The 21,464-nt window shown below is 74.3% G+C and carries 22 protein-coding genes; 15 read left to right on the top strand and 7 right to left on the bottom strand.

From position 1 onward, the window contains the following. The first annotated feature begins 106 nt into the window (after window positions 1–106). Window positions 107–502, top strand: a complete 396-nt coding sequence (locus tag OSB71_RS11520; protein ID WP_265947196.1) for a VOC family protein — start codon at window positions 107–109, stop codon at window positions 500–502. 126 nt (window positions 503–628) lie between these two features. Here OSB71_RS11520 and OSB71_RS11515 read toward each other — a convergent pair whose 3' ends face one another. Beyond that, on the bottom strand, window positions 629–1,960 hold the full coding sequence (locus OSB71_RS11515) for an MFS transporter (protein ID WP_265947266.1): 1,332 nt from the start codon (window positions 1,958–1,960) through the stop codon (window positions 629–631). Window positions 1,961–2,066: 106 nt separating this feature from the next. On the opposite strand from OSB71_RS11515, the gene OSB71_RS11510 reads away from it, so the two are divergent. Both OSB71_RS11510 and OSB71_RS11505 read left to right on the top strand, forming a co-directional pair. Further along, window positions 2,067–3,191 carry a ferrochelatase gene (locus OSB71_RS11510; RefSeq protein ID WP_265947194.1) on the top strand — a complete coding sequence of 375 codons (1,125 nt, stop codon included), beginning with the start codon at window positions 2,067–2,069 and terminating at the stop codon, window positions 3,189–3,191. 32 nt (window positions 3,192–3,223) lie between these two features. Further along, window positions 3,224–4,018, top strand: coding sequence for an inositol monophosphatase family protein (locus OSB71_RS11505; protein WP_416237243.1), 795 nt, complete (start codon window positions 3,224–3,226; stop codon window positions 4,016–4,018). A gap of 122 nt (window positions 4,019–4,140) precedes the next feature. Here OSB71_RS11505 and OSB71_RS11500 read toward each other — a convergent pair whose 3' ends face one another. Next, window positions 4,141–4,371, bottom strand: coding sequence for a hypothetical protein (locus OSB71_RS11500; RefSeq protein ID WP_265947272.1), 231 nt, complete (start codon window positions 4,369–4,371; stop codon window positions 4,141–4,143). A 276-nt stretch (window positions 4,372–4,647) separates the two neighbouring features. Between OSB71_RS11500 and OSB71_RS11495 the strand changes: the two genes are divergently transcribed. The 4 genes from OSB71_RS11495 to OSB71_RS11480 all read left to right on the top strand — a co-directional run bounded on the left by OSB71_RS11495 (window position 4,648) and on the right by OSB71_RS11480 (window position 8,189). Then, window positions 4,648–5,301, top strand: coding sequence for a response regulator transcription factor (locus OSB71_RS11495; protein WP_265947190.1), 654 nt, complete (start codon window positions 4,648–4,650; stop codon window positions 5,299–5,301). 34 nt (window positions 5,302–5,335) lie between these two features. Next, the gene (locus OSB71_RS11490) at window positions 5,336–6,604 is read left to right on the top strand and encodes a sensor histidine kinase (protein WP_265947188.1); all 1,269 of its coding nucleotides are present in this window, start codon (window positions 5,336–5,338) and stop codon (window positions 6,602–6,604) included. Between the two features lie 406 nt (window positions 6,605–7,010). Beyond that, window positions 7,011–7,310 carry a DUF4193 domain-containing protein gene (locus OSB71_RS11485; RefSeq protein WP_219045635.1) on the top strand — a complete coding sequence of 100 codons (300 nt, stop codon included), beginning with the start codon at window positions 7,011–7,013 and terminating at the stop codon, window positions 7,308–7,310. A gap of 15 nt (window positions 7,311–7,325) precedes the next feature. Continuing rightward, window positions 7,326–8,189, top strand: a complete 864-nt coding sequence (locus OSB71_RS11480) for a hypothetical protein (RefSeq protein WP_265947186.1) — start codon at window positions 7,326–7,328, stop codon at window positions 8,187–8,189. Here the strand turns inward: OSB71_RS11480 and OSB71_RS11475 are convergent. After that, a complete protein-coding gene (locus OSB71_RS11475) occupies window positions 8,141–8,596 on the bottom strand; it encodes a DUF3093 domain-containing protein (protein WP_265947184.1) in 456 nt (151 codons plus the stop codon). The genes OSB71_RS11480 and OSB71_RS11475 overlap by 49 nt on opposite strands. Before the next feature lie 82 nt (window positions 8,597–8,678). Here OSB71_RS11475 and OSB71_RS11470 point away from each other — a divergent pair, with 82 nt between their 5' ends. The 7 genes from OSB71_RS11470 to OSB71_RS11440 all read left to right on the top strand — a co-directional run bounded on the left by OSB71_RS11470 (window position 8,679) and on the right by OSB71_RS11440 (window position 15,739). After that, a complete protein-coding gene (locus tag OSB71_RS11470) occupies window positions 8,679–9,263 on the top strand; it encodes a PaaI family thioesterase (protein WP_265947182.1) in 585 nt (194 codons plus the stop codon). Continuing rightward, window positions 9,260–9,766, top strand: coding sequence for a dUTP diphosphatase (gene dut, locus OSB71_RS11465; RefSeq protein ID WP_265947180.1), 507 nt, complete (start codon window positions 9,260–9,262; stop codon window positions 9,764–9,766). Before OSB71_RS11470 ends, dut begins: the two co-directional genes overlap by 4 nt. A gap of 1 nt (window position 9,767) precedes the next feature. Continuing rightward, the gene (locus tag OSB71_RS11460; RefSeq protein WP_265947178.1) at window positions 9,768–10,598 is read left to right on the top strand and encodes a DUF3710 domain-containing protein; all 831 of its coding nucleotides are present in this window, start codon (window positions 9,768–9,770) and stop codon (window positions 10,596–10,598) included. Between the two features lie 461 nt (window positions 10,599–11,059). Further along, entirely contained in the window at window positions 11,060–13,564 is a 2,505-nt protein-coding gene (locus tag OSB71_RS11455) for an ATP-binding protein (protein ID WP_265947176.1), read from the top strand. Window positions 13,565–13,575: 11 nt separating this feature from the next. Continuing rightward, window positions 13,576–14,262: a response regulator gene (locus OSB71_RS11450; RefSeq protein WP_265947174.1), complete on the top strand. Its 687-nt coding sequence runs from the start codon at window positions 13,576–13,578 to the stop codon at window positions 14,260–14,262. A 107-nt stretch (window positions 14,263–14,369) separates the two neighbouring features. Then, a complete protein-coding gene (locus OSB71_RS11445; protein WP_265947172.1) occupies window positions 14,370–14,783 on the top strand; it encodes an OB-fold nucleic acid binding domain-containing protein in 414 nt (137 codons plus the stop codon). Window positions 14,784–14,947: 164 nt separating this feature from the next. After that, window positions 14,948–15,739, top strand: coding sequence for a DUF3159 domain-containing protein (locus OSB71_RS11440; protein ID WP_265947170.1), 792 nt, complete (start codon window positions 14,948–14,950; stop codon window positions 15,737–15,739). Window positions 15,740–16,193: 454 nt separating this feature from the next. Here OSB71_RS11440 and OSB71_RS11435 read toward each other — a convergent pair whose 3' ends face one another. Beyond that, the gene (locus OSB71_RS11435; RefSeq protein ID WP_265947168.1) at window positions 16,194–16,877 is read right to left on the bottom strand and encodes a potassium channel family protein; all 684 of its coding nucleotides are present in this window, start codon (window positions 16,875–16,877) and stop codon (window positions 16,194–16,196) included. Beyond that, window positions 16,874–17,551 carry a potassium channel family protein gene (locus tag OSB71_RS11430; protein ID WP_265947166.1) on the bottom strand — a complete coding sequence of 226 codons (678 nt, stop codon included), beginning with the start codon at window positions 17,549–17,551 and terminating at the stop codon, window positions 16,874–16,876. The genes OSB71_RS11435 and OSB71_RS11430 overlap by 4 nt, the downstream gene beginning before the upstream one ends. Before the next feature lie 165 nt (window positions 17,552–17,716). Here OSB71_RS11430 and OSB71_RS11425 point away from each other — a divergent pair, with 165 nt between their 5' ends. Further along, window positions 17,717–19,102 (top strand): class I SAM-dependent RNA methyltransferase, encoded by a 1,386-nt coding sequence (locus OSB71_RS11425; RefSeq protein WP_265947164.1) that lies wholly within the window; start codon window positions 17,717–17,719, stop codon window positions 19,100–19,102. Between the two features lie 1,055 nt (window positions 19,103–20,157). Here OSB71_RS11425 and cas2e read toward each other — a convergent pair. After that, entirely contained in the window at window positions 20,158–20,520 is a 363-nt protein-coding gene (cas2e, locus tag OSB71_RS11420) for a type I-E CRISPR-associated endoribonuclease Cas2e (RefSeq protein ID WP_265947162.1), read from the bottom strand. After that, window positions 20,517–21,464: a type I-E CRISPR-associated endonuclease Cas1e gene (gene cas1e, locus OSB71_RS11415; protein WP_265947159.1), complete on the bottom strand. Its 948-nt coding sequence runs from the start codon at window positions 21,462–21,464 to the stop codon at window positions 20,517–20,519. The genes cas2e and cas1e overlap by 4 nt, the downstream gene beginning before the upstream one ends.

Below are 21,464 nucleotides of genomic sequence, written 5' to 3'. Positions count from 1 at the left end.
CTCGCGTGCGGCGTGCGGGCGTCCGGCGTGCGAAAGCCTCTCCTGGGTAAAGACGTTGAGAGGCCGCGCGGCCGCCCAGGGCCGTGCGGGGAGAGGGGAAGGGTCGATGGCCGTCGAGAAGACCAGCGTGCTCGTGCTGGACAGCGCGGAACCGGAGGAACTGGCCGAGTTCTACGCCAAGTTGCTCGACGCGGAGGCACGGCTCGGCCGGCATCCCGACTACGTCGAGGTCACCGCGCCCGGGGGAGTGGCGCTGACGATCCGCCGGGACCGCTCCTACGCCCGGCCGAGCTGGCCGCGCCCGGAGAACTCGCAGGAGGCGCACCTGCACCTGCTCGTCGCGCAGCGGGACATGGACGAGGCGGAGCGCGAGGTGGTCAGCCTCGGCGGCCGCCCGCTGGACACCAAGGACAACGGAGGCACCCGCGACGTGCGGCTGTACTCCGACCCGGGCGGGCACCCCTTCGCCCTGGTCTCCCGGGAGAGCGGACTCGCCGCCTGAGAGCCGGCGCGCCGCCCGCGGGCCGCGGCCTCCCGGCCGCCACCGCGGAGCCCGCGCGGCCTGGGGCCGGACGGAGGGCGGCGGAGGGTCGGCGACCCGACGCCGACCCGGTGCGCGCCGGCCGGGTCAGCCCGGCCCGGCACCCCGCCCCGGGGCGTCGGGCAGGGGCCCGGACCCCGGTGCGGAAGCCGTCCCGGGCGCCGGCGGCCCCTGAGCGGCCGCGGCCCGCTCGCCCGGCGCGTCCGCGGCGGGGCCGACCCGGTCCGGCGGCGACACCGGCGGCGGGGCGAGGCGGCGGAAGCTCAGTGCGGCGACGAGCACGGCCCCGGTGCCCGCCACCGCGGGGACGGCGTACGCCTGCTCGGCACCGAGCGCGTCCACCGCCCGCCCGCCGACGGCCGCGCCGAGTGCCATGCCGACCGTCATGCCGGTGCTCGTCCAGGTCATGCCCTCGGTCAGCCGGGAGCTCGGCACCAGCCGCTGCACCAGGGTGACGGTGGTGATCATCGTCGGCGCGATGCTCAGCCCGGCGAGGAAGAGCGCGACCGCCAGGACCGGCAGGCCCGGCGCGAACTGCAGGGGCACCATCCCGGCCGCCACCAGGCACACGCCCAGCAGCCAGCGCCGGTGCACCGCCCCGCCCAGGTGGACCATGCCGAAGACGACGCCCGCCACCCCCGAGCCGAGCGCGTAGCCCGCCAGCAGCAGGCTCGCCGCCGCCTTGCGGCCCTCCTCCTCGGCGAACGCGACCGTCACCACGTCGATCGAACCGAAGATCGCGCCCAGCGCCAGCGCGGTGGTCACCAGCACCTTCATGCCGCGCGCGGCCAGGGCCGTGCCCCCGCGGTGCTGCCCGGCCGGATGCACCGGCGGCTCGGTGGCCCGCTGGGCGGTCAGCCAGAAGACGCCGACGAGCAGGAAGCAGGCGGCGGCCAGCGGGCCGGCCTGCGGGAACCAGGCCGTGGACAGGCCGATCGACAGGACGGGCCCGAGGATGAAGCACACCTCGTCCATGATCGACTCCCACGCGTACGCGGCGTGCAGCTCGCGCGGGCGCTCCCGGTAGAGCGCCACCCACCGCGAGCGGATCATGGCCCCGAGGCTCGGTACGCACCCGGCGCCGGCCGCGCAGGCGAACAGCGTCCACGTCGGCGCGCCCAGGACGGTGCTCGCCGTCACGCCGCCGACCGAGGCGACCGTCACCAGCGCCGCCGGGCGCAGCACCCGCCGCTGCCCGTACCGGTCCACCAGCCGGGAGACCTGCGGGCCCAGGGCGGCGGAGGAGAGCGCGACGGTCGCCGCGAGCGCACCCGCCAGGCCGTAGGCGCCGGTCAGCTCGGAGACCATCGTGACGATGCCGATGGCGAGCATGCCGATCGGCAGGCGGCCGAGCAGGCCGGCGGCGGAGAAGCCGAGGGTTCCGGGCGCGGCGAAGAGGGCGCGGTAGACCTGGGGCACGGGGCGGCTCACCCTGCAGACGGGAGGTAAGGCATCTACGGACGTGCACAGCTTACGGGGCGGGCCGTGGCCCGTCCGCCCCGCCCGGGATGGCAGGATCGGTCCCATGCCTGACGTGCGACCCGATCCCTACGACGCCCTGCTGCTCCTGTCCTTCGGCGGCCCGGAAGGACCCGAGGACGTCGTGCCCTTCCTGGAGAACGTCACCCGGGGGCGCGGCATCCCCCGGGAGCGCCTGGAGGAAGTCGGGCAGCACTACTTCCTCTTCGGCGGCGTCTCCCCGATCAACGCCCAGAACCGCGAGCTGCTGGCCGCGCTGCGCGCGGACTTCGCCGAGCAGGGGGTGGACCTGCCGGTCTACTGGGGCAACCGCAACTGGGCGCCGTACCTGACGGACACGCTGCGCGAGCTGGTCCGCGACGGCCGCCGCCGCGTGCTGGTCCTGGCCACCAGCGCCTACGCCTCCTACTCGGGCTGCCGCCAGTACCGGGAGAACCTGGCCGAGTCGCTGGCCACGCTCGTCGCGGAGGGCCTGGAACCGCCCCGGGTGGACAAGCTGCGGCACTACTTCAACCACCCCGGGTTCCTCACGCCGATGACCGAGGGGGTGCTCGACGCGCTGCACGCGCTGCCCGAGGACGCGCGGGAGACGGCGCACCTGGTCTTCACCACCCACTCCATCCCCACGGCCGCCGCCGACACCTCCGGCCCCACGGCCGCGCACGGGGACGGCGGCGCCTACGTCGCCCAGCACCTGGACGCGGCCCGGGTGATCGCACAGGCGGTGCGGGAGCGCACGGGGGCGGACCGGCCCTGGGAGCTGGTCTACCAGTCGCGCAGCGGTGCCCCGCACATCCCGTGGCTGGAGCCGGACGTCTGCGACCACCTGGAGGCCCTGCACGGCTCCGGAGCCCGCGCGGCCGTGCTGGTGCCGATCGGCTTCGTCTCCGACCACATGGAAGTGCTCTACGACCTGGACACCGAGGCGCTGGCCAAGGCCGCGGAGCTGGGCCTGCCCGTCGTGCGGTCCGCGACCGTGGGCGCCGATCCGCGCTTCGTCGCCGGGTTGCGCGAGCTGGTGCTCGAGCGAGCGGCCACCGAGCGGGGCGCGGAGCCCGAGCGGTGCGCCCTGGGCGCGCTCGGAGCCTCGCACGACGTGTGCCCGGTCGGCTGCTGCCCCGCCCGCGCCCCCCGGCCCGCCGCGGCGGGCGCCGACAGCTCCTACCGCTGAGAGGACCGCCGAGGATGACCGAGCCGCACGGCCTGACCGACGCGCTGCGCGACGAGCTGCTGGACGTGGCGCTGGAGGCGGCCCGCCGCGCCGGCGCCCTGCTGGTCGAGGGCCGCCCCGCCGACCTGGGCGTGGCCGCCACCAAGACCAGCCCCGTCGACGTCGTCACCGAGATGGACGTCGCGGCGGAGACGCTCATCAGCGGCTTCCTGGCCGACCGGCGGCCCGAGGACGGCCTGCTGGGCGAGGAGGGCGGCAGCACGGCGGGCACCAGTGGCGTGCGCTGGGTCGTCGACCCCATCGACGGCACCGTCAACTACCTCTACCAGCGAGCGGACTGGGCCGTCTCGGTCGCCGCCGAGCTGCACGGGGTGGCCGTCGTCGGCGTCGTCGCGGCCCCGGCGCGCGGCGAGGTCCACCACGCGGCGCTCGGCCAGGGGGCCCGGCTGGACGGCCGGCCGGTGCGCTGCCGCCCGAGCCCGCCGCTGGACCAGGCGCTGATCGCCACCGGCTTCAACTACGTGGCGGACGTGCGCGCCGAGCAGGCCGCCCTGGTGCGCGCGCTGCTGCCCCGGGTGCGCGACATCCGGCGCTCCGGCTCCGCCGCGCTCGACCTGTGCGACGTGGCCTGCGGCCGGGCCGACGGCTACTACGAGCGCGGCACCAACCCCTGGGACCGCGCGGCGGGCGCGCTGATCGCCCGCGAGGCCGGCGCGGTGACCGGCGGCCGCACGCCGGGCAGCCACCCCGACGAGGAGCTGAGCCTGGCGGCGTCCCCCGGCCTGTTCCCGGTGCTGCGCGAGACGCTCGTGTCGCTGGGGGCGTGAGCGGCGCACCACCGCCGCGGCCTGCGGGCGCCCGCCGGTCGCCGGTCGCCCGTCGCCGGACGCCGTGTGGCCCCCGTCCGCGGCGGACGGGGGCCACACGGGCCAGGGGTCGGCTTGTGGAGTCAGAGCACGGCCGAGACCTCGACGCCGTGCTCCTGGGCGAGACGGTGCAGGTCCTCGAGCTCCGCCTGCTCGACGTCTGCCAGGAAGTCGTCACCGGCCTCGCGAGCGCGGTTCAGGTCGTGCTCCGTGCTCTTTATGCGCTGCAGCAGCCCTGCGGTGAACGCGTCCATGGTGGCGCCCCCTCGTCGTGGGTCGGCGGCACGGGGGTGTGCCGGGGGTGGGGTGATCACGGCGTGGTCCCTGGCGGCAGGCGGTGCCGGGAACCGTCCGGACGTGCCGGTACGGGCCGCGGGTGGCATGCCACCTACTGGGCGTGATCGAGGGTGTGCATCCTTCCTCCCCCAGCCGCTCCCCGGGGAAACCTCGGGCACCGGAAAATTCCCTCCGTTCTCCCATCGGCCCCCGCCCCTTACGGACGGTTTATCGGCGTTCGTAGCAGGATGGGGGCGGGTGGCCGCGTCCCGGGCCGCCGATCGACCCTCCGCTCCCACAGGAAGGACCGTGCCGTGCGCGTACTCGTCGTCGAGGACGAGCAGCTCCTGGCCGACGCCGTGGCCACCGGGCTGCGCCGCGAGGCCATGGCCGTCGACGTCGTCTACGACGGAGCCGCCGCCATGGACCGCATCGACCTCAACGACTACGACGTCGTCGTGCTCGACCGCGACCTCCCCCTCGTCCACGGCGACGACGTGTGCCGCAGGCTGGTGGAGCTGGGCCTGCCCACCCGGGTCCTCATGCTGACCGCCTCCGGCGACGTCAGCGACCGGGTGGCGGGCCTGGAGCTGGGCGCCGACGACTACCTGCCCAAGCCGTTCGCCTTCAGCGAGCTGACCGCCCGGGTGCGCGCCCTGGGGCGGCGCACCACCGTCGCGCTGCCGCCCGTGCTGGAGCGCGCCGGCATCAAGCTGGACCCCGGCCGCCGCGAGGTGTTCCGCGACGGGCGCGAGGTGCAGCTCGCGCCCAAGGAGTTCGCCGTGCTGGAGGTGCTGCTGCGCGCGGAGGGCGCGGTGGTCTCCGCCGAGCAGCTACTGGAGAAGGCCTGGGACGAGAACACCGACCCGTTCACCAACGTCGTGCGCGTCACCGTGATGACGCTGCGCCGCAAACTGGGCGAGCCGCCCGTCATCCTCACCGTGCCCGGCGCCGGATACCGCCTCTGAGCACCCGGCCGCCGTCCCGCTGGAGCGCCCCACCATGACCTCCCCGCCCCCGCCCGCCCCGCAGCGTCCGCCGTACGCCCGCCCGGCCGGACCGCCCTCCGCGCCGCCGCGGCCCACCTGGGACCCGCCCGTGCCATCGAGCCCGTTCCCCGGGCTGCGGCCGACCATCCGCATACGGCTCACCCTGCTCTACGGCGGAATGTTCCTCATCGCGGGCATGGTGCTGCTGACGATCATCTACCTGCTGGCCGCGCAGGCCCTGGAGGACGGCGCCGCGCTGCCCGTGCGGGTCGTCGAGGGGCAGGTGCAGCTCACCTCGGACGTGTGCGACTTCCCCTACGGCGCCGATGTCAACGAGGTGGTGCGCCAGTGCCTGGCGCTGCAACGCCAGCTCGCGTTGGACGCGCTGCTGAAGAACTCCCTGCTCGCGCTGCTCGGCCTGGCCGTCGTGGCGTTCGCCTTCGGCTACGTCATGGCCGGCCGGGTGCTGGCCCCGCTGGGCCGGATCACCCGCACCGCGCGCCAGGTGGCCGGCTCCGACCTGCACCGGCGGATCGAGCTGGAGGGGCCGGACGACGAGCTGCGCGAGCTGGCCGACACCTTCGACGACATGCTCGACCGGCTCGACCGGGCGTTCACCGCGCAGCAGCGGTTCGTGGCCAACGCCTCGCACGAGCTGCGCACCCCGCTGGCGATCAACCGCACGCTGCTGGAGGTCCAGCTCGCCGACCCCGACGCGTCACCGGAGGTGCAGCAGCTCGGCAAGACGCTGCTGGCCACCAACGAGCGCAGCGAGCAGCTCGTGGAGGGCCTGCTGCTGCTGGCCCGCAGCGAGAACGAGATCGTCGACCGCAAGCCGGTGGACCTGGCCGAGGTCGCCGCTCGGGCGGTGGAGCAGGCGCGGGACGAGGCGGCAAAGAACGGCGTCGAGCTGCGCGGCACCCGCCGGCCCGCCTCGCTGCAGGGCAACGGCGTGCTCCTGGAGCGCGTCGCGCTGAACCTGGTGCAGAACGCCGTGCGCTACAACGCGCCCGAGGACGGCTGGGTGGTGGTGAGTACCGACGTCGAGCACGGGCAGGCGGTACTGACGGTGGAGAACACCGGCCCCCAGGTGCCGGCGTACGAGGTGGACAACCTCTTCGAGCCGTTCCGGCGGCTGCGCACGGAGCGCACCGGCAGCGACAAGGGGGTGGGCCTCGGACTCTCCATCGTCCGCTCGGTCGCCCGGGCGCACGGCGGGTCGGTCACGGCCACGCCGCGGGCGGAGGGCGGCCTGCTTATGCGGGTGGCCTTCCCGGTGTGAGGGCGCCCGGCGGACCGCCTCGCGGCATGTTCGCTAGGAGCGCAAAATGCGCCGTTGGTCGGCGTTCGCCCCTGGTCGACGGCGTCTGTGACGGAAGACACAGGGCGATTTCCGGCCGAGTGCGCCCGGTGGTCGCCAACCCGGCGGAAATCCTGGCAAAAACCAGGTTTCCGCAGGTCCGGAACGCGGGAAAGACCCGAGGCAGCCCGCGCGCCGGGCGTCAAGAGGGGCGCAGTACCCTCATGCGGCGCCCCAGCCGGTCACCCCTTCCGGGGGCCGATTGGGTGTCGTTTCCATAACAGGACTTGATGTGAGGCAAAATCTCCGCCTCGGGACGGGCACAAGACCGGCCCCTCGCGCGTTACGTGCGCTGAGACGTCACTGAACCCAGAGGGGGAGAACAGACATGGCTACGGACTACGACACTCCACGCAAGACCGATGACGACCTCAACGAGGACAGCATCGAGGAACTGAAGGCCCGGCGGAACGACAAGTCGGCCTCGAACGTCGACGTCGACGAGTTCGAGCAGAACGAGGGCATGGAGCTGCCCGGCGCCGACCTCTCCAACGAGGAACTCGCCGTGCGGGTCATGCCCAAGCAGCAGGACGAGTTCACCTGCATGAGCTGCTTCCTGGTGCACCACCGCTCGCAGCTCGCGGCCGAGAAGAACGGCCAGCCGATCTGCCGCGACTGCGCGGCCTGACCGGCGGACCGGCTGGTGAGCGGCGAAGACGCACGTGATGCCGAGCGGGGCCGTTCCGGCGACGGGGCCTCGCCCGCACCGGGCGGCGCCCCGTCGCCGAGCGCCCCGTCCAGCGCCACGCCCCCCGGCGCCGGGCCGGGCGGCACGCTGCCCGAGAAGGCCGCGCGCCACCGCGTCCTGGGCCGCCGCAGACGTGCCGAAGCCGCGCCGGGTGACGCGGCCGCGCGCGGCAGGCTCCGGGCGTTCGCGGGCGGCGTCGCGGACCGGCTCATCCAGACGGCGCCCCGCATCCCCGCGCGCTCCCTGGCCGCCCTGCGCGAGCAGTTCCCCGGCAAGGGCCCGGAAGAGATCGCCGACGCCCTGGTGGCCACCGCGATGAAAGGTTCCGCCACGGTCGGCGCCGGGGTCGGCGCCGCCGCGATGCTGCCGGTGCCCCCCGCCATGCCCGCGGAGCTGACCGCCGAGATCGTCGGCGTCGCCTCCGTCGAGCTGAAGTTGATCGCCGAGCTGCACGAGCTCTACGGGCTGCGCCCACCGGGCAACGCCCGGCAGCGCGCCGCGGCCTACCTCACCTCGTGGGCCCACCAGCGCGGCGTCGACCCGCTGGCTCCCGCGACGCTCAACGCGGCGCTGGGCGGGCAACTGCGCCGGGAGCTGCGCCAGCGCCTGCTCAAGCGCACCCTGCGCAACCTGCCCAACCTCGCCCCGTTCATGATCGGCGCGGTCGTGGGCGCGGCGATGAACCGCCGCGAGACCCGCAAGCTCGCCGACGACGTCCGCGCGGACCTGCGCCGCCGGCAGGTGCCGTGGGACCGGCTGCCGCCCGCCGCTCAGCGGGCCGCCGACGCCCCCTCGCCCAGCGCCGACACCAGTCGCTGAGGCCGACGCGTGGAGAGGTACACGTACGGCGTCGGGTCCTGCGGGTCGGTGACCTCGATCCGCACCGCCGTCGGCACGTAGGCGCGCAGGACCATGAACGCGCGCGGATCGGCCTTGTGCGTCCGCCAGGCCCGCGCCTCCTCCGCGTCCAGCGCCGTGGCCGTGCCCAGCGCGCTCAGCGGGATGCGGGCGCTGCCCGCCACGAGGGAGTCCGCGACCACCCGCACGCGCACCGAGCCGTACGCGCTCACCGCCGCCGCGGCCACCGCGGCCCCGGCCACCAGCGCGGCCAGCATCGGCAGCGGCCCCAGCGGCAGCACCACCAGTCCCAGGGTGAGCCCGGCCAGCAGCGGGATGGTCAGCCACCAGGACCGGGGCGCTGTCAGACGTTCGTCGTACGGCTGCATGCCCCTCAGCTTGGCACGTCACCGGCCCCGGGGGTACGGCACCCGTGTGGCCCGGGCGGCGACGGCGGTAGGGTCTGCTGACGTGACATCTCAGAGAACCTCGCTGACGCCGCCGGCGGACGCGCGCCCGCCCGAGCGCCACCCTGACGCCCCCGCGCCGGGTGAGCCCCTCGGCTCCCACTACGACCGGTGCTTCGGCTGCGGCTCCGAGCAGCCGCACGGCCTGCACCTGGACGCCCGGGCGGGCGAGGACGTTAACGTCACGGCCGAGTTCACCGTCAAGCCCGAGCACCAGGGCGCCCCCGGCCTCGCCCACGGCGGCGTGCTGGCCACCGCGCTCGACGAGACGCTCGGCTCCCTGAACTGGCTCATGCACACGATCTCCGTCACCGGCCGCCTGGAGACCGACTTCCTCCAGCCCGTCCCGGTCGGCTCCGTGCTGCACCTGGACGCCCGGGTCACCGCCGTGCACGGCCGCAAGATCTACTGCACCGCCACCGGCCGCGTCGGTGGCCCCGACGGCCCGGTGGCGGTCCGGGCCGACGCCCTGTTCATCGCGGTCAAGGTCGAGCACTTCGTGAGCAACGGCCGCGAGGAGGAGATCCAGGCCGCGATGAACGATCCGGACCAGATGCGCCGGGCCCGCGCCTTCGAGGTCAACCCGTGAGCGCACCGCGACGGCCCGTGGAGGTCCTCGTCCGGCGGCTGGACGCCCAGGTGCCGCTGCCGGGCTACGCCCACCCCGGCGACGCGGGCTGCGACCTCGTCACCACCGAGGAGTGCGCCCTGGCCCCGGGCGAGCGGGCCGTGCTGCCCACCGGGCTGGCGATCGCGCTGCCCGACGGATACGCCGCATTCGTCCACCCGCGTTCGGGCCTGGCCGCCCGGCTGGGTGTGGCCCTCGTGAACGCCCCGGGAACCGTGGATGCCGGGTACCGTGGAGAGATCAAGGTGATCGTGGTCAACCTGGACCCGCGCGCGACCGTGCGGTTCGCCCGCTTCGACCGCATCGCCCAACTCGTCGTCCAGCAGGTCGAGAAGGCGCGGTTCCACGAGGTGGCGGAGCTGCCGGGGTCGGCACGGTCCACCGGAGGCTTCGGCTCCACGGGCGGATTCAACACCAACGTTGCGGTCGACGGCACGAAGGCCGCCGACCTGAAGGGACAGTGACGTGTTCGGACGTCGCAAGCGTGCCGAGAAGGAAGCGAAGCTCTCGGCGGACATCACACCGGCGGACGCCGACGAGGCCGCGGCCGACGACGCGGCGGAGGGTGGCGCGGACCGCGCGGAGAACGTGGAGAACGCGGAGAACGCGGAGAACGCCGAGAACGAGGCCGCCTCCCGCGTCAAGCTGCCCCCCGCCCCCCGCCCCGACGGCCCCTGGGACCTCTCCGAGCTGAGCAAGCCCGCCGAGGGCCGGGTCGACCTCGGCGGCCTGTTCGTGCCCGGTGTGCAGGGCATGGAGCTGCGGGTGGAGGTCGCCGGGGACGCGATCGTCGCCGCGACCGTCGTGCTGCGCGACAGCGCCATCCAGCTCCAGGCGTTCGCCGCCCCCAAGCGCGAGGGCATCTGGGACGAGATCCGCGAGGAGATCGGTTCCGGGATCACCCAGCAGGGCGGCGTCGTCGACGAGATCGAGGGCCCGCTCGGCTGGGAGCTGCGGGCCCAGGTCCCGGTGCGGCTGCCGGAGGGCAAGAACGGGGTGCAGGTCGTGCGCTTCGTCGGCGTCGACGGCCCGCGCTGGTTCCTGCGCGGCGTCATCTCCGGCCAGGGCGCGGTGCAGCCGCAGGCCGCCGGGGTGCTGGAGCAGATCTTCCGCGACACGGTGGTCGTGCGCGGTGACGCGCCGATGGCCCCGCGCGACCCGATCGTGCTGAAGCTCCCGCAGGACGCGGAGATGGTGCCCGACGGCGTCCAGCAGGACGACGCCTCCCAGGGCTCCCGCTTCGCCGGCGGCATCGACAAGCTCCAGCGCGGCCCGGAGACCACGGAGGTCCGCTGACCACGGAGGTCCGCTGACCCGGCCGGGGCCCGGGCGGCCCGTCCGACCGGGCGGGGCGCCGGGGCCCCGGACCGTGGGGAGGGCCGGAAGCCGTGGGTGGCCCTGCGCCGGGGCCGGTGCCGGCTGCCGCCGCACGGCAGGCGGGCCGTCCAGCTCTCGGCCGGGGGCCGGTGCGCCGGTCGGCTCACTCGGTACGGCGCGCTGAGTCCCCGCCCCGGTCGGCACGCCCGCTCCGGGCTCTCCGCCCCCGGGCCCGTGGCCCCGACTGGGGGATGGCGGCCGACCGGCAGGAGTCGGTCGCGCGCCCGCCGCGGTACCCCGCCTCCCAGCTCCCGGGAGGGCCTCGCGCCCGTGGCCGGCACGCCCCGCTCCGGGCACCGCGCCCGCTTCGCCGCCGGCCGCGGCCCCGGGCGGCGCGGGCCGGGGGAGCGCGGTCAGCGGCGCGTGGGAAAGTGAACGTCATGGCACGTGGCACGCTGCGCATCTACCTGGGCGCCGCCCCCGGCGTGGGGAAGACGTACGCCATGCTGTCGGAGGCCCGGCGCAGGCGCGGACGCGGGACGGACGTCGTCGTCGGCTACGTCGAGCACTACGGCCGTCCCCGCACCGAGGAGCTGCTCGAAGGGCTGGAGGTCGTGCCCCGCGACGCCGACGGCGAGATCGACGTGCCCGCCCTGCTGGCGCGGGCGCCGCGCGTGGCCGCCGTGGACGAGCTGGCGCACACCAACGCCCCCGGCGCCCGCAACGCCAAGCGCTGGCAGGACGTCGAGGAGCTGCTCGACGCCGGGATCGACGTCATCTCCACCGTCAACATCCAGCACCTGGAGTCACTCGGTGACGTGGTGCAGTCGATCACGGGGGTGCGGCAGCGGGACACGGTGCCGGACGCGGTGGTGCGCCGGGCGGCGCAGATTGAGCTCGTGGACATGTCGCCGCAGGCACTGCGCCGCCGCATGGCGCACGGGAACGTCTACCCGCCCGACCGCGTCGACGCCGCGCTGGCCGACTACTTCCGCCCCGGCAACCTCACCGCCCTGCGCGAGCTCGCCCTGCTGTGGACGGCGGACCGCGTCGACGAGTACCTCCAGCAGTACCGCGACGAGCACCGCATCCGCTCCACCTGGCAGGCCAGGGAGCGCATCGTCGTCGGCCTCACCGGCGGGCCCGAGGGCCGCACCCTCCTCCGGCGGGCCGCCCGGATGGCGGCCAAGGGCTCGGGCGGCGAGCTCCTGGCCGTGCACATCGCCAGCCGGGGCAGCCGCCCGTCCGCCGCGCCGCACGCGGAGCTGGCCGAGCAGCGCGCGCTCGTCGAGGCGCTGGGCGGCACCTTCCACCACGTGCTCGGGGACGACGTCCCGGCGGCGCTGCTCGACTTCGCCCGGGGCGTCAACGCCACGCAGATCGTGCTCGGCTCCAGCCGCCGCAAGCCGTGGCAGTACGTGTTCGGGCCTGGAGTGGGCACCACGGTCGCCCGCGACTCCGGGCCGGACCTGGACGTCCACATCGTCACCCACGACGAGGTCGCCCGGGGCCGGGGGCTGCCCTCCGCCCGGGGTGCCCGGCTCGGCACGGCGCGCACCGCCGCGGGGTGGGCCGTCGCACTCGCCGCCCCCTGGCTGCTCACCGGGCTGCTGCTGGCCGTGGAGACCGACGTCGGCTTCACCAACACGGTCCTGTTCTTCCTCACCCTCACCGTCGCCTCCGGGCTCGCCGGGGGCCTGCCGCCCGCGCTGGCCTCGGCGTTCGTGTGCTCCGGCATGCTGAACTACTACTTCTCCGACCCGCCGCACACCTGGACGGTCACCGACGCGGAGAACGTCGTCGCCATCGTGATCTTCCTCTTCGTCGCCACGGCGGTCGCCTCCGTGGTGGACCTCGCCGCCCGCCGCACCCAGCAGGCCGTGCGGCTGCGCGCGGAGTCCGAGACGCTGTCCGTGCTGGCCGAGGGTGTGCTGCGCGGGGAGGACTCCCCGGAGGCGCTGCTCAGCAGGGTCCGCGAGACGTTCGCCATGAACGCCGTCGCCCTGCTGGAGCGGGAGCGGGACGGCCCCTGGACGCGGGTGGCCGGCGTCACCGCGCCCGGCGGGCGTGCGCCGCGTCGGCCGGAGGACGGCGAGGTGGACGTACCGGTGGGCGACCGCCGCACGCTCGTGCTGGCCGGGCGCATGCTTCCGGCCGCCGACCGCAGACTGCTGGCGGCCTTCGCGGCCCAGGCCGTCGGCGCGCTGGACCGGCAGCGGCTGCTGGGCGAGGCCGAGCGGGCGCGGGAGCTGGCCGAGGGCAACCGCATCCGCACCGCGCTGCTCGCCGCCGTCAGCCACGACCTGCGCACGCCGCTGGCCGCCATCAAGGCCGCCGTCACCTCGCTGCGCTCCGACGACGTCGCGTGGTCCGAGGCCGACGAGGCGGACCTGCTGGCGGCCATCGAGCACGGCGCCGACCGGCTCGACCACCTGGTGGGCAACCTGCTGGACATGTCCCGGTTGCAGACCGGCACGCTCACCCCGCTCATCCGGGGCACCGGCCTGGACGAAGTGGTGCCCCGGGCGCTGGGCGGCGTCCCCGCGCACAGCGTCGCGCTGGAGCTGCCCGAGGGCCTGCCCGCGGTCGCCGTCGACCCGGGGCTGCTGGAGCGGACGGTGGCCAACGTGGTCGAGAACGCCGTCAAGTACGGGCCGCCCGGCGTCCCCGTCACCGTCGCGGCCAGCGCCCTGCACGACCGCGTGGAGGTCCGCGTCGCCGATCGGGGCCCGGGCGTGCCCGACAGCGAGAAGAACCGTATCTTCGAGCCGTTCCAGCGCCACGGCGACGCCCCGCGCGGCGTGGGCGTCGGACTCGGCCTCGCGGTGGCCCGCGGCTTCGCCGAGGCCATGGGCGGCACGCTGTGGGCCGAGGACACGCCGGGCGGCGGCCTCACCATGGTCCTGACGCTGCGCGCCGCCACGGGGGAGCGGGGCGCGCGATGAGAGGAGAGCCCATGCAGCGGGTCCTCGTGGTCGAGGACGAACCGCAGCTCGTGCGCGCCCTGGAGATCAACCTCCGGGCCCGCCGGTACGCGGTCGACACGGCCCGTGACGGCGCCACCGCGCTGCGCCTGGCCGCCGAGCGCCGGCCCCACGTGATCATCTTGGACCTCGGCCTGCCCGACATGGACGGCGTGGAGGTGATCCGCCGCGTCCGCGCCGCCGGCCGCGTGCCCATCCTCGTGCTGTCCGCGCGCCACACCTCCGACGAGAAGGTCGGCGCGCTGGACGCGGGCGCGGACGACTACGTCACCAAGCCCTTCGGGATGGACGAACTGCTCGCCCGGCTCCGCGCCGCCGTGCGCCGCGCCGAACCGGCCCCGGACGCCGACGCCGGGGGAGGCGTGGTGGAGACGGCCACGTTCACCATCGACCTCGTGCGCAAGAAGGTGCACCGCGACGGCGGCGACGTGCGGCTCACCCCGACGGAGTGGCACCTGCTGGAAGTGCTGGTGCGCACCCCGGGGCGGCTGGTGGGCCAGAAGCAGCTCCTGCGGGAAGTGTGGGGGCCCTCCTACGGGCGCGAGACGAACTACCTGCGCGTCTACATGGCCCAACTGCGCCGCAAGCTGGAGGCCGACCCCTCCCACCCGCGCCACTTCCACACCGAGCCGGGCATGGGGTACCGCTTCGAGCGGTGAACTCCGGGCAGCGCCGGAACACGTCCCGGACGCCTTCCGGCAACGGAAACGTGAACCTGCTCACCGGGGTTGCCGCCCGCCGCGAAGGGCGCCGTAGGCTGGCACGTATGAGCGGTAGCAGCAACCCCGAGGCCGTGGGCAAGCGGGCCAACGGCCGGATACGGCGCCTTTTCGGCCGGTTCCAGACGCCGGACGCGCCGGAGCGCCCCGCACCGCGCCGGGACACCTCACTCAGCGGCTGCACCAAGATCTGCGATTGCGCCGACCGGCAGATCGTCAAGGTGACCGGGACGCTGCGTACCGTTACACTCCGCCCCCGGGCCGGAGTGCCCGCGCTGGAGGCCGAGCTGTTCGACGGCTCCGACTCGCTGGACGTCGTCTGGCTGGGCCGACACGCCATCGCGGGCATCGAACCGGGCCGTACGCTGATCGCCTCGGGCCGGATCGCGATGAACCGCGGCCGCCGGGTGCTGTTCAACCCCAAGTACGAGCTACGACCGTGGGACAGGAGCAGCGAGTGACCTCACTCGACAAGCCGACCACCGAGCAGGGGGGCCCGGAGCCGGAGGGGCCGTCGGCCCCGCCCGCGGGCCCCGCCCCGGCGGGGGCACCGGCCTCGGCGGGGGCACCGGCCTCGGCTCAGGCCCCGACCCCGGCCCCGGGCGGACCTCCCTCGGCGTCCCCCGTGGAGTCGGCGTCCGCGTCGGCGTCCGCGCCCGCCGTGCCGCCCGTCGCGGACCAGGAGGTCACCAAGGCCGCCTTCCTGGAGGCGTTCGGCGGCGCCCGGGGCATGGTGGAGACCACCGTCCCGGGCCTGGTCTTCGTGCTGAGCTACACCATCAACCGGGACATCCACGTCTCCGCGATCGCGGCACTCGGGCTCTCCGCGCTGATGGCGGTCCTGCGCCTGCTGGGCCGGGGCACCGTCAAGCACGCCTTCAGCGGTGTGTTCGGCGTGGCCATCGGCGCCGTCTTCGCGATGATGTCCGGCGAGGCGCGGAACTTCTACCTGCCGGGCATGCTCTACACGCTCGGCCTGGCCGTGGCCTACCTGGGCACGTCCCTCGCCGGCGTCCCGCTCCTGGGCATCATCCTGGGCCCGCTGTTCAAGGAGAACCTCTCCTGGCGGACGCGGAACCCGGGGCGCAAGAAGGCCTACACCAAGGCGAGCTACGCGTGGGGCCTGGTGCTGCTGGCGAAGTCGGCGATCACGTTCCCCATCTACCTGTGGGGTGACGCCACCCAGCTCGGCTGGCTGCGCGTCGCGCTCGGCATCCCTCCGTTCCTGCTCTGCGTCTACCTGACCTGGATCTTCCTGGTCAAAGCGCCGCCGCCCATCGACGTCTTCGCGGAGATGGAGGCCAAGGAGCGGCAGGAGAAGGCCGACGCCGAGGCCCGCGCCCGCGCGGAGCGCGAGCCCACCGCGCCCGCGCCCGCCCCACCGACCAGTGGCCCCGAGGCGCCCGGCGAGCGCTGAGACCAGCGCCTACGCGTTCGGCGGCCCGCGCGCGGGGCGCGCCGCGAGCACCGGCGGCCGCCGTGCGGGCGCCTGGGCGGAGGCGGGCGTCGGACGTGTCTCGGGGGCGCCGTGCGCGTGGGCGCGGGTGTGGTCGGTGCCGGGTTGGCCGGTTGTGGGCCGGCGCCGACGTGAGGTGCGCGGGGGCTGGGGCGGGACGTGCCGCGGGCAGCGGGGCCGCCGTGGGCGGTGGCCGGTAGGCGGGTGTGGGCTGTGCCGCGGCCAAGGGGCGCGGGGCGCCACCCGCCCGGTCGGTCCCGTGGTGCCTGGTGGACGCCGCGGCGGCGCCCTGCACGCAGCGGCCGGGTGCGGGGCGCAGGCGCGAGCGTCGACCCCGCCGGTGAAGGCGGGCGGGGAGACGGGCGTCAGGCGCGGTCGGGCCGGGCGGAGCGGGGCCGGCGGGCGGGGACGGGCCTCACAGGCCGCCGCCGTCCGCTTCGCGGCGTACCGACAGCAGGTCCTCCAGCTCGCGCTCGCGGGCCGGAGCGGCGACGAACAGCAGCTCGTCCCCGACCTCCAGGGCGTCCTCCGGGCTCGGCGTGAGCACCCGGGCGCCCCGGATGATGGTGACGAGCGCGGTGTCCAGCGGCCACGACACGTCGCCGACGCGGGTGCCCGCCAGCGCGGCCTCGGGGGGCAGCGTCAGCTCCACCAGGTTGGCGTCGCCCTGGCTGAAGCGCAGCAGCCGCACCAGGTCGCCGACGCTGACGGCCTCCTCGACCAGCGCGGACATCAGCCGCGGCGTCGAGACCGCGACGTCCACGCCCCACGCCTCGTTGAACAGCCACTCGTTCTTCGGGTTGTTCACCCGGGCCACCACGCGCGGCACCCCGTACTCCGTCTTGCTGAGCAGCGAGACGACGAGGTTGACCTTGTCGTCCCCCGTCGCGGCGATCACCACGTTGCAGCGCTGGAGCGCCGCCTCGTCCAGCGCGGAGATCTCGCAGGCGTCGGCCAGCAGCCACTCGGCCAGCGGCACCCGCTCGACGGCGATGGCGCTGGGCGCCTTGTCGATGAGCAGCACCTCGTGCCCGTTCTCCAGCAGCTCACCGGCGATCGACCGGCCGACCGCGCCCGCTCCGGCAATCGCGACTCTCACCGCTGTTGCTCCCCTGCCTCGTCGGGCCCGTGGTCGAAGGCGGCCTCCACCTCGCCGACCTGGTCGCTGCGCATCAGGACGTGCACCAGGTCGCCTTCTTGGAGGACCGCCTGCTGGTCGGGCAGCATGGCCTCGCCCAGCCGGGTGATGAAGGCGATCCGCACCCCGGACTCCGCCTCCAGGCGGGCGGCGGGCTGACCGAACCAGGCGGGGGAGACGTGCACCTCCGCGAGCTGGACGCCACCGGTCGGGTCAAGCCACAGCGGCTCCGCGCCCGCGGGCAGCAGCCGCCGCAGCATCTGGTCGGCCGTCCAGCGCACGGTGGCGACGGTGGGGATGCCCAGGCGCTGGTAGACCTCGGCGCGGCGCGGATCGTAGATGCGGGCCGCGACGTTCTGCACGTCGAACATCTCGCGGGCCACCCGGGCGGCGATGATGTTGGAGTTGTCGCCGCTGCTGACGGCGGCGAACGCGCCCGCCTCCTCGATCCCGGCCTCGCGCAGCGTGTCCTGGTCGAAGCCGACGCCGGTCACCCGGCGCCCGCCGAAACCGGACCCCAGGCGCCGGAACGCCGTCGGGTCGCGGTCGATGACGGCGACGGTGTGGCCCTGGTCCTCCAGGGTTCTGGAGAGCGCGGCGCCGACCCGGCCGCACCCCATGATGACAATGTGCATGAGGCCGCTACCCCACACCTTCCCCTGCTGTGATCACCTGGGTAAACACCGTAACGCTACCCGCCCGGGGCCGCGTCGTCGCCATCGAGGTGCGCCCGTGTCCGCGCGCGGCACTAGACTGGAACGCTGCCCCTCCCGCCTTCCCGTTCCCTGGAGCCTTCTCTCATGTCCACCGCAGCATCCCCAGGGACGAGCCCCGCGCCCGAGCAGCCCGAGCAGTCAGCGTCCCTCGTCGGGCACGAGTTCGAGGTCGAGGTGGGGCCGGTCGCCCACGGCGGCCACTGCGTCGCGCGGACCGGTGCGGGGCAGGTGCTGTTCGTGCGGCACACGCTGCCCGGCGAGCGCGTCGTCGCCCGCGTCACCGAGGGCCGCGCCGACTCCCGCTTCCTGCGCGCCGACGCCGTCCGCGTCCTGGACGCCGCCAAGGACCGCGTCGAGGCGCCGTGCCCCTTCTCGGGCCCCGGCCGCTGCGGCGGCTGCGACTGGCAGCACGCCAAGCCCGGCGCCCAGCGCCGGCTGAAGGCCGACGTCATCACCGAGCAGCTCGCCCGGCTGGCCGGCCTGACGCCCGAGGACGTGCAGTGGGACGGCACCGTGGAGCCGGTACCCGGCGACAAGGTCCCACCGGGCGAGGTCCCCGCCTGGCGCTCGCGCGTCCAGTACGCCGTCGACGCCGAGGGGCGCCCCGGCTTCCGCCGCCACCGCTCGCACGAGGTCGAGCCCGTCGACCACTGCCTCATCGCCGCCGAGGGCGTCAGCGAGCTCGGGGTCGAGCGCCGCACCTGGCCGGGCGTGGCCTCCGTCGACGCCGTCGCCGCCTCCGGCTCCACCGACCGGCAGGTCATCGTCACCCCGGTGCCGGGCGGCCGACTCCCGCTGGTCGAGCTCGACCGCCCCGTCTCCGTGCTGCGCGCCGAGGAGCAGCACGGCCGCGGCGGGGAGAACCGCACCGTGCACCGGGTGCACGGCCGCCCCTTCGTCCGCGAGCGCGCCGACGGCCGCACCTGGCGCGTGGGCGCCGGCGGCTTCTGGCAGGTCCACACCCAGGCGGCGGACCTCCTGGTCGACGCCGTCATGCGCGGCCTCACCCCGCGCAAGGGCGAGACCGCCCTGGACCTCTACTGCGGCGTCGGCCTGTTCGCGGGCGCCCTGGCCGACCGGGTGGGAGAGCGCGGCGCCGTCCTGGGCATCGAGTCAGGCAAGCGCGCCGTCGAGGACGCCCGGCACAACCTCGCCGACTTTCCCCGCGTCCGCGTCGAGCAGGGCCGCGTCGAACGCGTCCTGCCCCGCACCGGCATCACCGAGGCCGACATCGTCGTCCTCGACCCGCCCCGCTCCGGCGCCGGTCGCGCCACCGTCCAGCTCCTGGCCGACCTCACCCCCCGCCGCATCGCCTACGTCGCCTGCGACCCGGCCGCCCTCGCCCGCGACCTGCGCTACTTCGCCGACGCCGACTACCGCCCCCGCTTCCTCCGCGCCTTCGACCTCTTCCCGATGACGCATCATGTGGAGTGCGTGGCCATCCTCGAACCGGCCGCGAAGGGCTCCTGACCTGCAGTTTTGCGTGTGCGCATTATGTGCGGTGTGGGCGTTACGGGCGATACCTTGACGCTGAAATGACGCTCGTGACGCTCATTTGACGCCCGCTCTGAAGGTGTGTCAGGTGCCTTGTCGGGCAGGTCAGATCCCGACAAGGTGGCGAGTATCGATGGGGCGCCGAGGGCAGGCGACGCTGAGCATGGACCTACTGAGTCGTGCTGATCAGATGTCCCGGAAGAGACCAGCCAGCGTTGTGACCTGCCACGATGAAGGGGCTTTGCTCACTGACCTGCGCAGATAGTCTTTCGGTTGTTTCACGCTCATGCCGGTTGATGGGGTTGGAAGTCCCAGAAAAGTCCCAGAGGGCTCCCACGGCTGCCGGTGCCCTTTCGGTTCTACTCGACGTAGGAGGGAGCGCCGACGCCGAGACCTGTGCGCTGGCGGTCGCCTTGATCGGACGGCAGCACGGGCTCCCTGGAACGCTTGCCCGTAGGCCACCCCGCAGGCGCGGGGGCACCGAGGATCGTGGCTCACACGAGGCTGCTGTACGGAGGATCACCCCCGCAGGCGCGGGGAGCAGGAAGACGGCCCGCAGGCCGTCGCGAGCGTGTGGGGACCACCCCCGCAGGCGCGCGGGGAGCACTGCGGGTCCTGCAACCCCGACAAGATCGGTGAGGGACCACCCCCGCAGGCGCGGGGAGCACACCGACGCCGACGGCAAGCCGCTGGCGGGCACGGGACCACCCCAGGCGCGGGGAGCACCGGCGTAAGGCTCCGGTGGAGGCCCTCACGCCGGGACCACCCCCGCAGGCGCGGGGAGCACTTCCTCGTCCTTCTCCCCGCACAGCCGGGAGAGGGACCACCCCCGCAGGCGCGGGGAGCACGTCGGGATGCCCTCGTACTCGGCGGCGACCTGGGGACCACCCCCGCAGGCGCGGGGAGCACTGGAGCTGACCAGCGGCTTTACCGTGTCCGACGCCTGTTTTTACTCACTAGTGGAGATTCGGGCATAGGGGACAATTGTTGATCTGGTCGTTCAACTGCTCGGCGAAGCGTGGCGTCATCTACTATCGCTTCCCGAAACGGCGTCGTTTGGCTGCCTTGCTCCAGCCTCGCTGTGGGTTCTGCGACGTGCGTGCTGGTCCGCCGAAGCTGTCGGCGTTCGGGCGGTGGATCAAGGTCAGTCCTTCGTGGTCGAGGGGCTGCCAAGCGTGATCGTGGCTCTCGAACGTGAAGCCCTGCTCGTTGTCGGTCTGGTACGCCAGCAGCGCTCGCCCTTTCCCCGAGTATTGCCTCACCTCGGCCCACAGGACGTCCCGCACCCGGGCCGAAGGCGAGCCGAGGAACACGCCGGGAGAGATCTCCAGCAGCCAGCGTGTGAGGAACCCCCGTAGGCCCGATGGGCAGTTGGCGAGGACGATGATGGTCACCAGATGGGTTCCTCGTCGTGGTTGCGTCCGCTCTCGATGTGGCGGTTGCCATCGGTCAGCAGGGTCACGTTGTCCCCAGCGTCTGATGTGTCGCGGGTTCCGTCGTAGCTCAGCAGGTTTTTGATGTCCCGTACGCAACGGTCGAGGAGTCCGGTCTGGTTGATGCGGTCCCGCAGCGCTCTCCGCGTGCGTGTTGCGACGTCCTCCGTGCCCTCCGCTGCCGCGTCGAACGCGGCGGGGATGGCTACTTCGGTCTTGTAGAGGTCGGCGATGTCCAAGACGAAGGAACGCTCGTGTCCGGAGTGCACGAAGCCCAGGCCCGGTGAACAGCCGAGGGCGGTGACGACGGCGTGGGCGATGCCGTACATGCACTGGGCGGCTGCGGTCACTCCCTGGTTCGGCGCGTCACCGGCGGAGAAGTCCTCGCGGTGGTATTCGCGGCGACGCCACGGCACGCCCGTACGAGTTGATTCCCTGCGGTAGCACTCCTTGAGGCGGCGGCCCTCCATCTGCAGGAGTTCTTGGCGCGTCCGGCCGGCGGGGTCTTCGTCCGGGAAGCGCAGGCGGTACATGGCTCGGGCCACATCCAGTCGAGTGCGGCGGTTCGCCCAGGCGCTGGCCTGGGCTTCGACCATGCCCGAGGAGCGGGTCAGGGCTCGTCCGCCCGCATAGAAGCGCACGCCCTGCTCGCCCACCCAGACCACGCCGGCTCCGCACTCGCCGAGGACGGACATGGCCTGGTGGGTCACCCGGGTGCCTGGGCCGAGGAGCAGGGTACCGATGGTGGCGGACGGGATGTGGGTCACGCCGTCGGTGTCGGTGGCGGTGATCGCGTTGTCGTCGCGGTGCACGGTGCACCGCTCCAGGTAGACGAAGGAGAGCCGGTCTCCGATGCGGGCAAGGTCGCGGGGTGACGAGGTGTTCCGGCGGCTGACGGTGCTCAT

Source organism: Streptomyces marinisediminis (genome assembly GCF_026262575.1).
GTDB lineage: Bacteria > Actinomycetota > Actinomycetes > Streptomycetales > Streptomycetaceae > Streptomyces > Streptomyces marinisediminis.
The sequence above is the reverse complement of the archived record's forward strand: the minus strand, read 5'-3'. Positions and strand labels throughout refer to the sequence as shown.

Excerpts from the sequence above, each read along its gene's own strand:
- OSB71_RS11520 (WP_265947196.1), top strand. The coding sequence starts at position 107 with ATGGCCGTCGAGAAGACCAGCGTGCTCGTGCTGGACAGCGCGGAACCG.
- OSB71_RS11510 (WP_265947194.1), top strand. The coding sequence starts at position 2,067 with ATGCCTGACGTGCGACCCGATCCCTACGACGCCCTGCTGCTCCTGTCC.
- OSB71_RS11490 (WP_265947188.1), top strand. The coding sequence starts at position 5,336 with ATGACCTCCCCGCCCCCGCCCGCCCCGCAGCGTCCGCCGTACGCCCGC.
- OSB71_RS11485 (WP_219045635.1), top strand. The coding sequence starts at position 7,011 with ATGGCTACGGACTACGACACTCCACGCAAGACCGATGACGACCTCAAC.
- OSB71_RS11475 (WP_265947184.1), bottom strand. The coding sequence starts at position 8,596 with ATGCAGCCGTACGACGAACGTCTGACAGCGCCCCGGTCCTGGTGGCTG.
- OSB71_RS11455 (WP_265947176.1), top strand. The coding sequence starts at position 11,060 with ATGGCACGTGGCACGCTGCGCATCTACCTGGGCGCCGCCCCCGGCGTG.
- OSB71_RS11450 (WP_265947174.1), top strand. The coding sequence starts at position 13,576 with ATGCAGCGGGTCCTCGTGGTCGAGGACGAACCGCAGCTCGTGCGCGCC.
- OSB71_RS11445 (WP_265947172.1), top strand. The coding sequence starts at position 14,370 with ATGAGCGGTAGCAGCAACCCCGAGGCCGTGGGCAAGCGGGCCAACGGC.
- OSB71_RS11430 (WP_265947166.1), bottom strand. The coding sequence starts at position 17,551 with ATGCACATTGTCATCATGGGGTGCGGCCGGGTCGGCGCCGCGCTCTCC.
- OSB71_RS11425 (WP_265947164.1), top strand. The coding sequence starts at position 17,717 with ATGTCCACCGCAGCATCCCCAGGGACGAGCCCCGCGCCCGAGCAGCCC.
- cas1e (WP_265947159.1), bottom strand. The coding sequence starts at position 21,464 with ATGAGCACCGTCAGCCGCCGGAACACCTCGTCACCCCGCGACCTTGCC.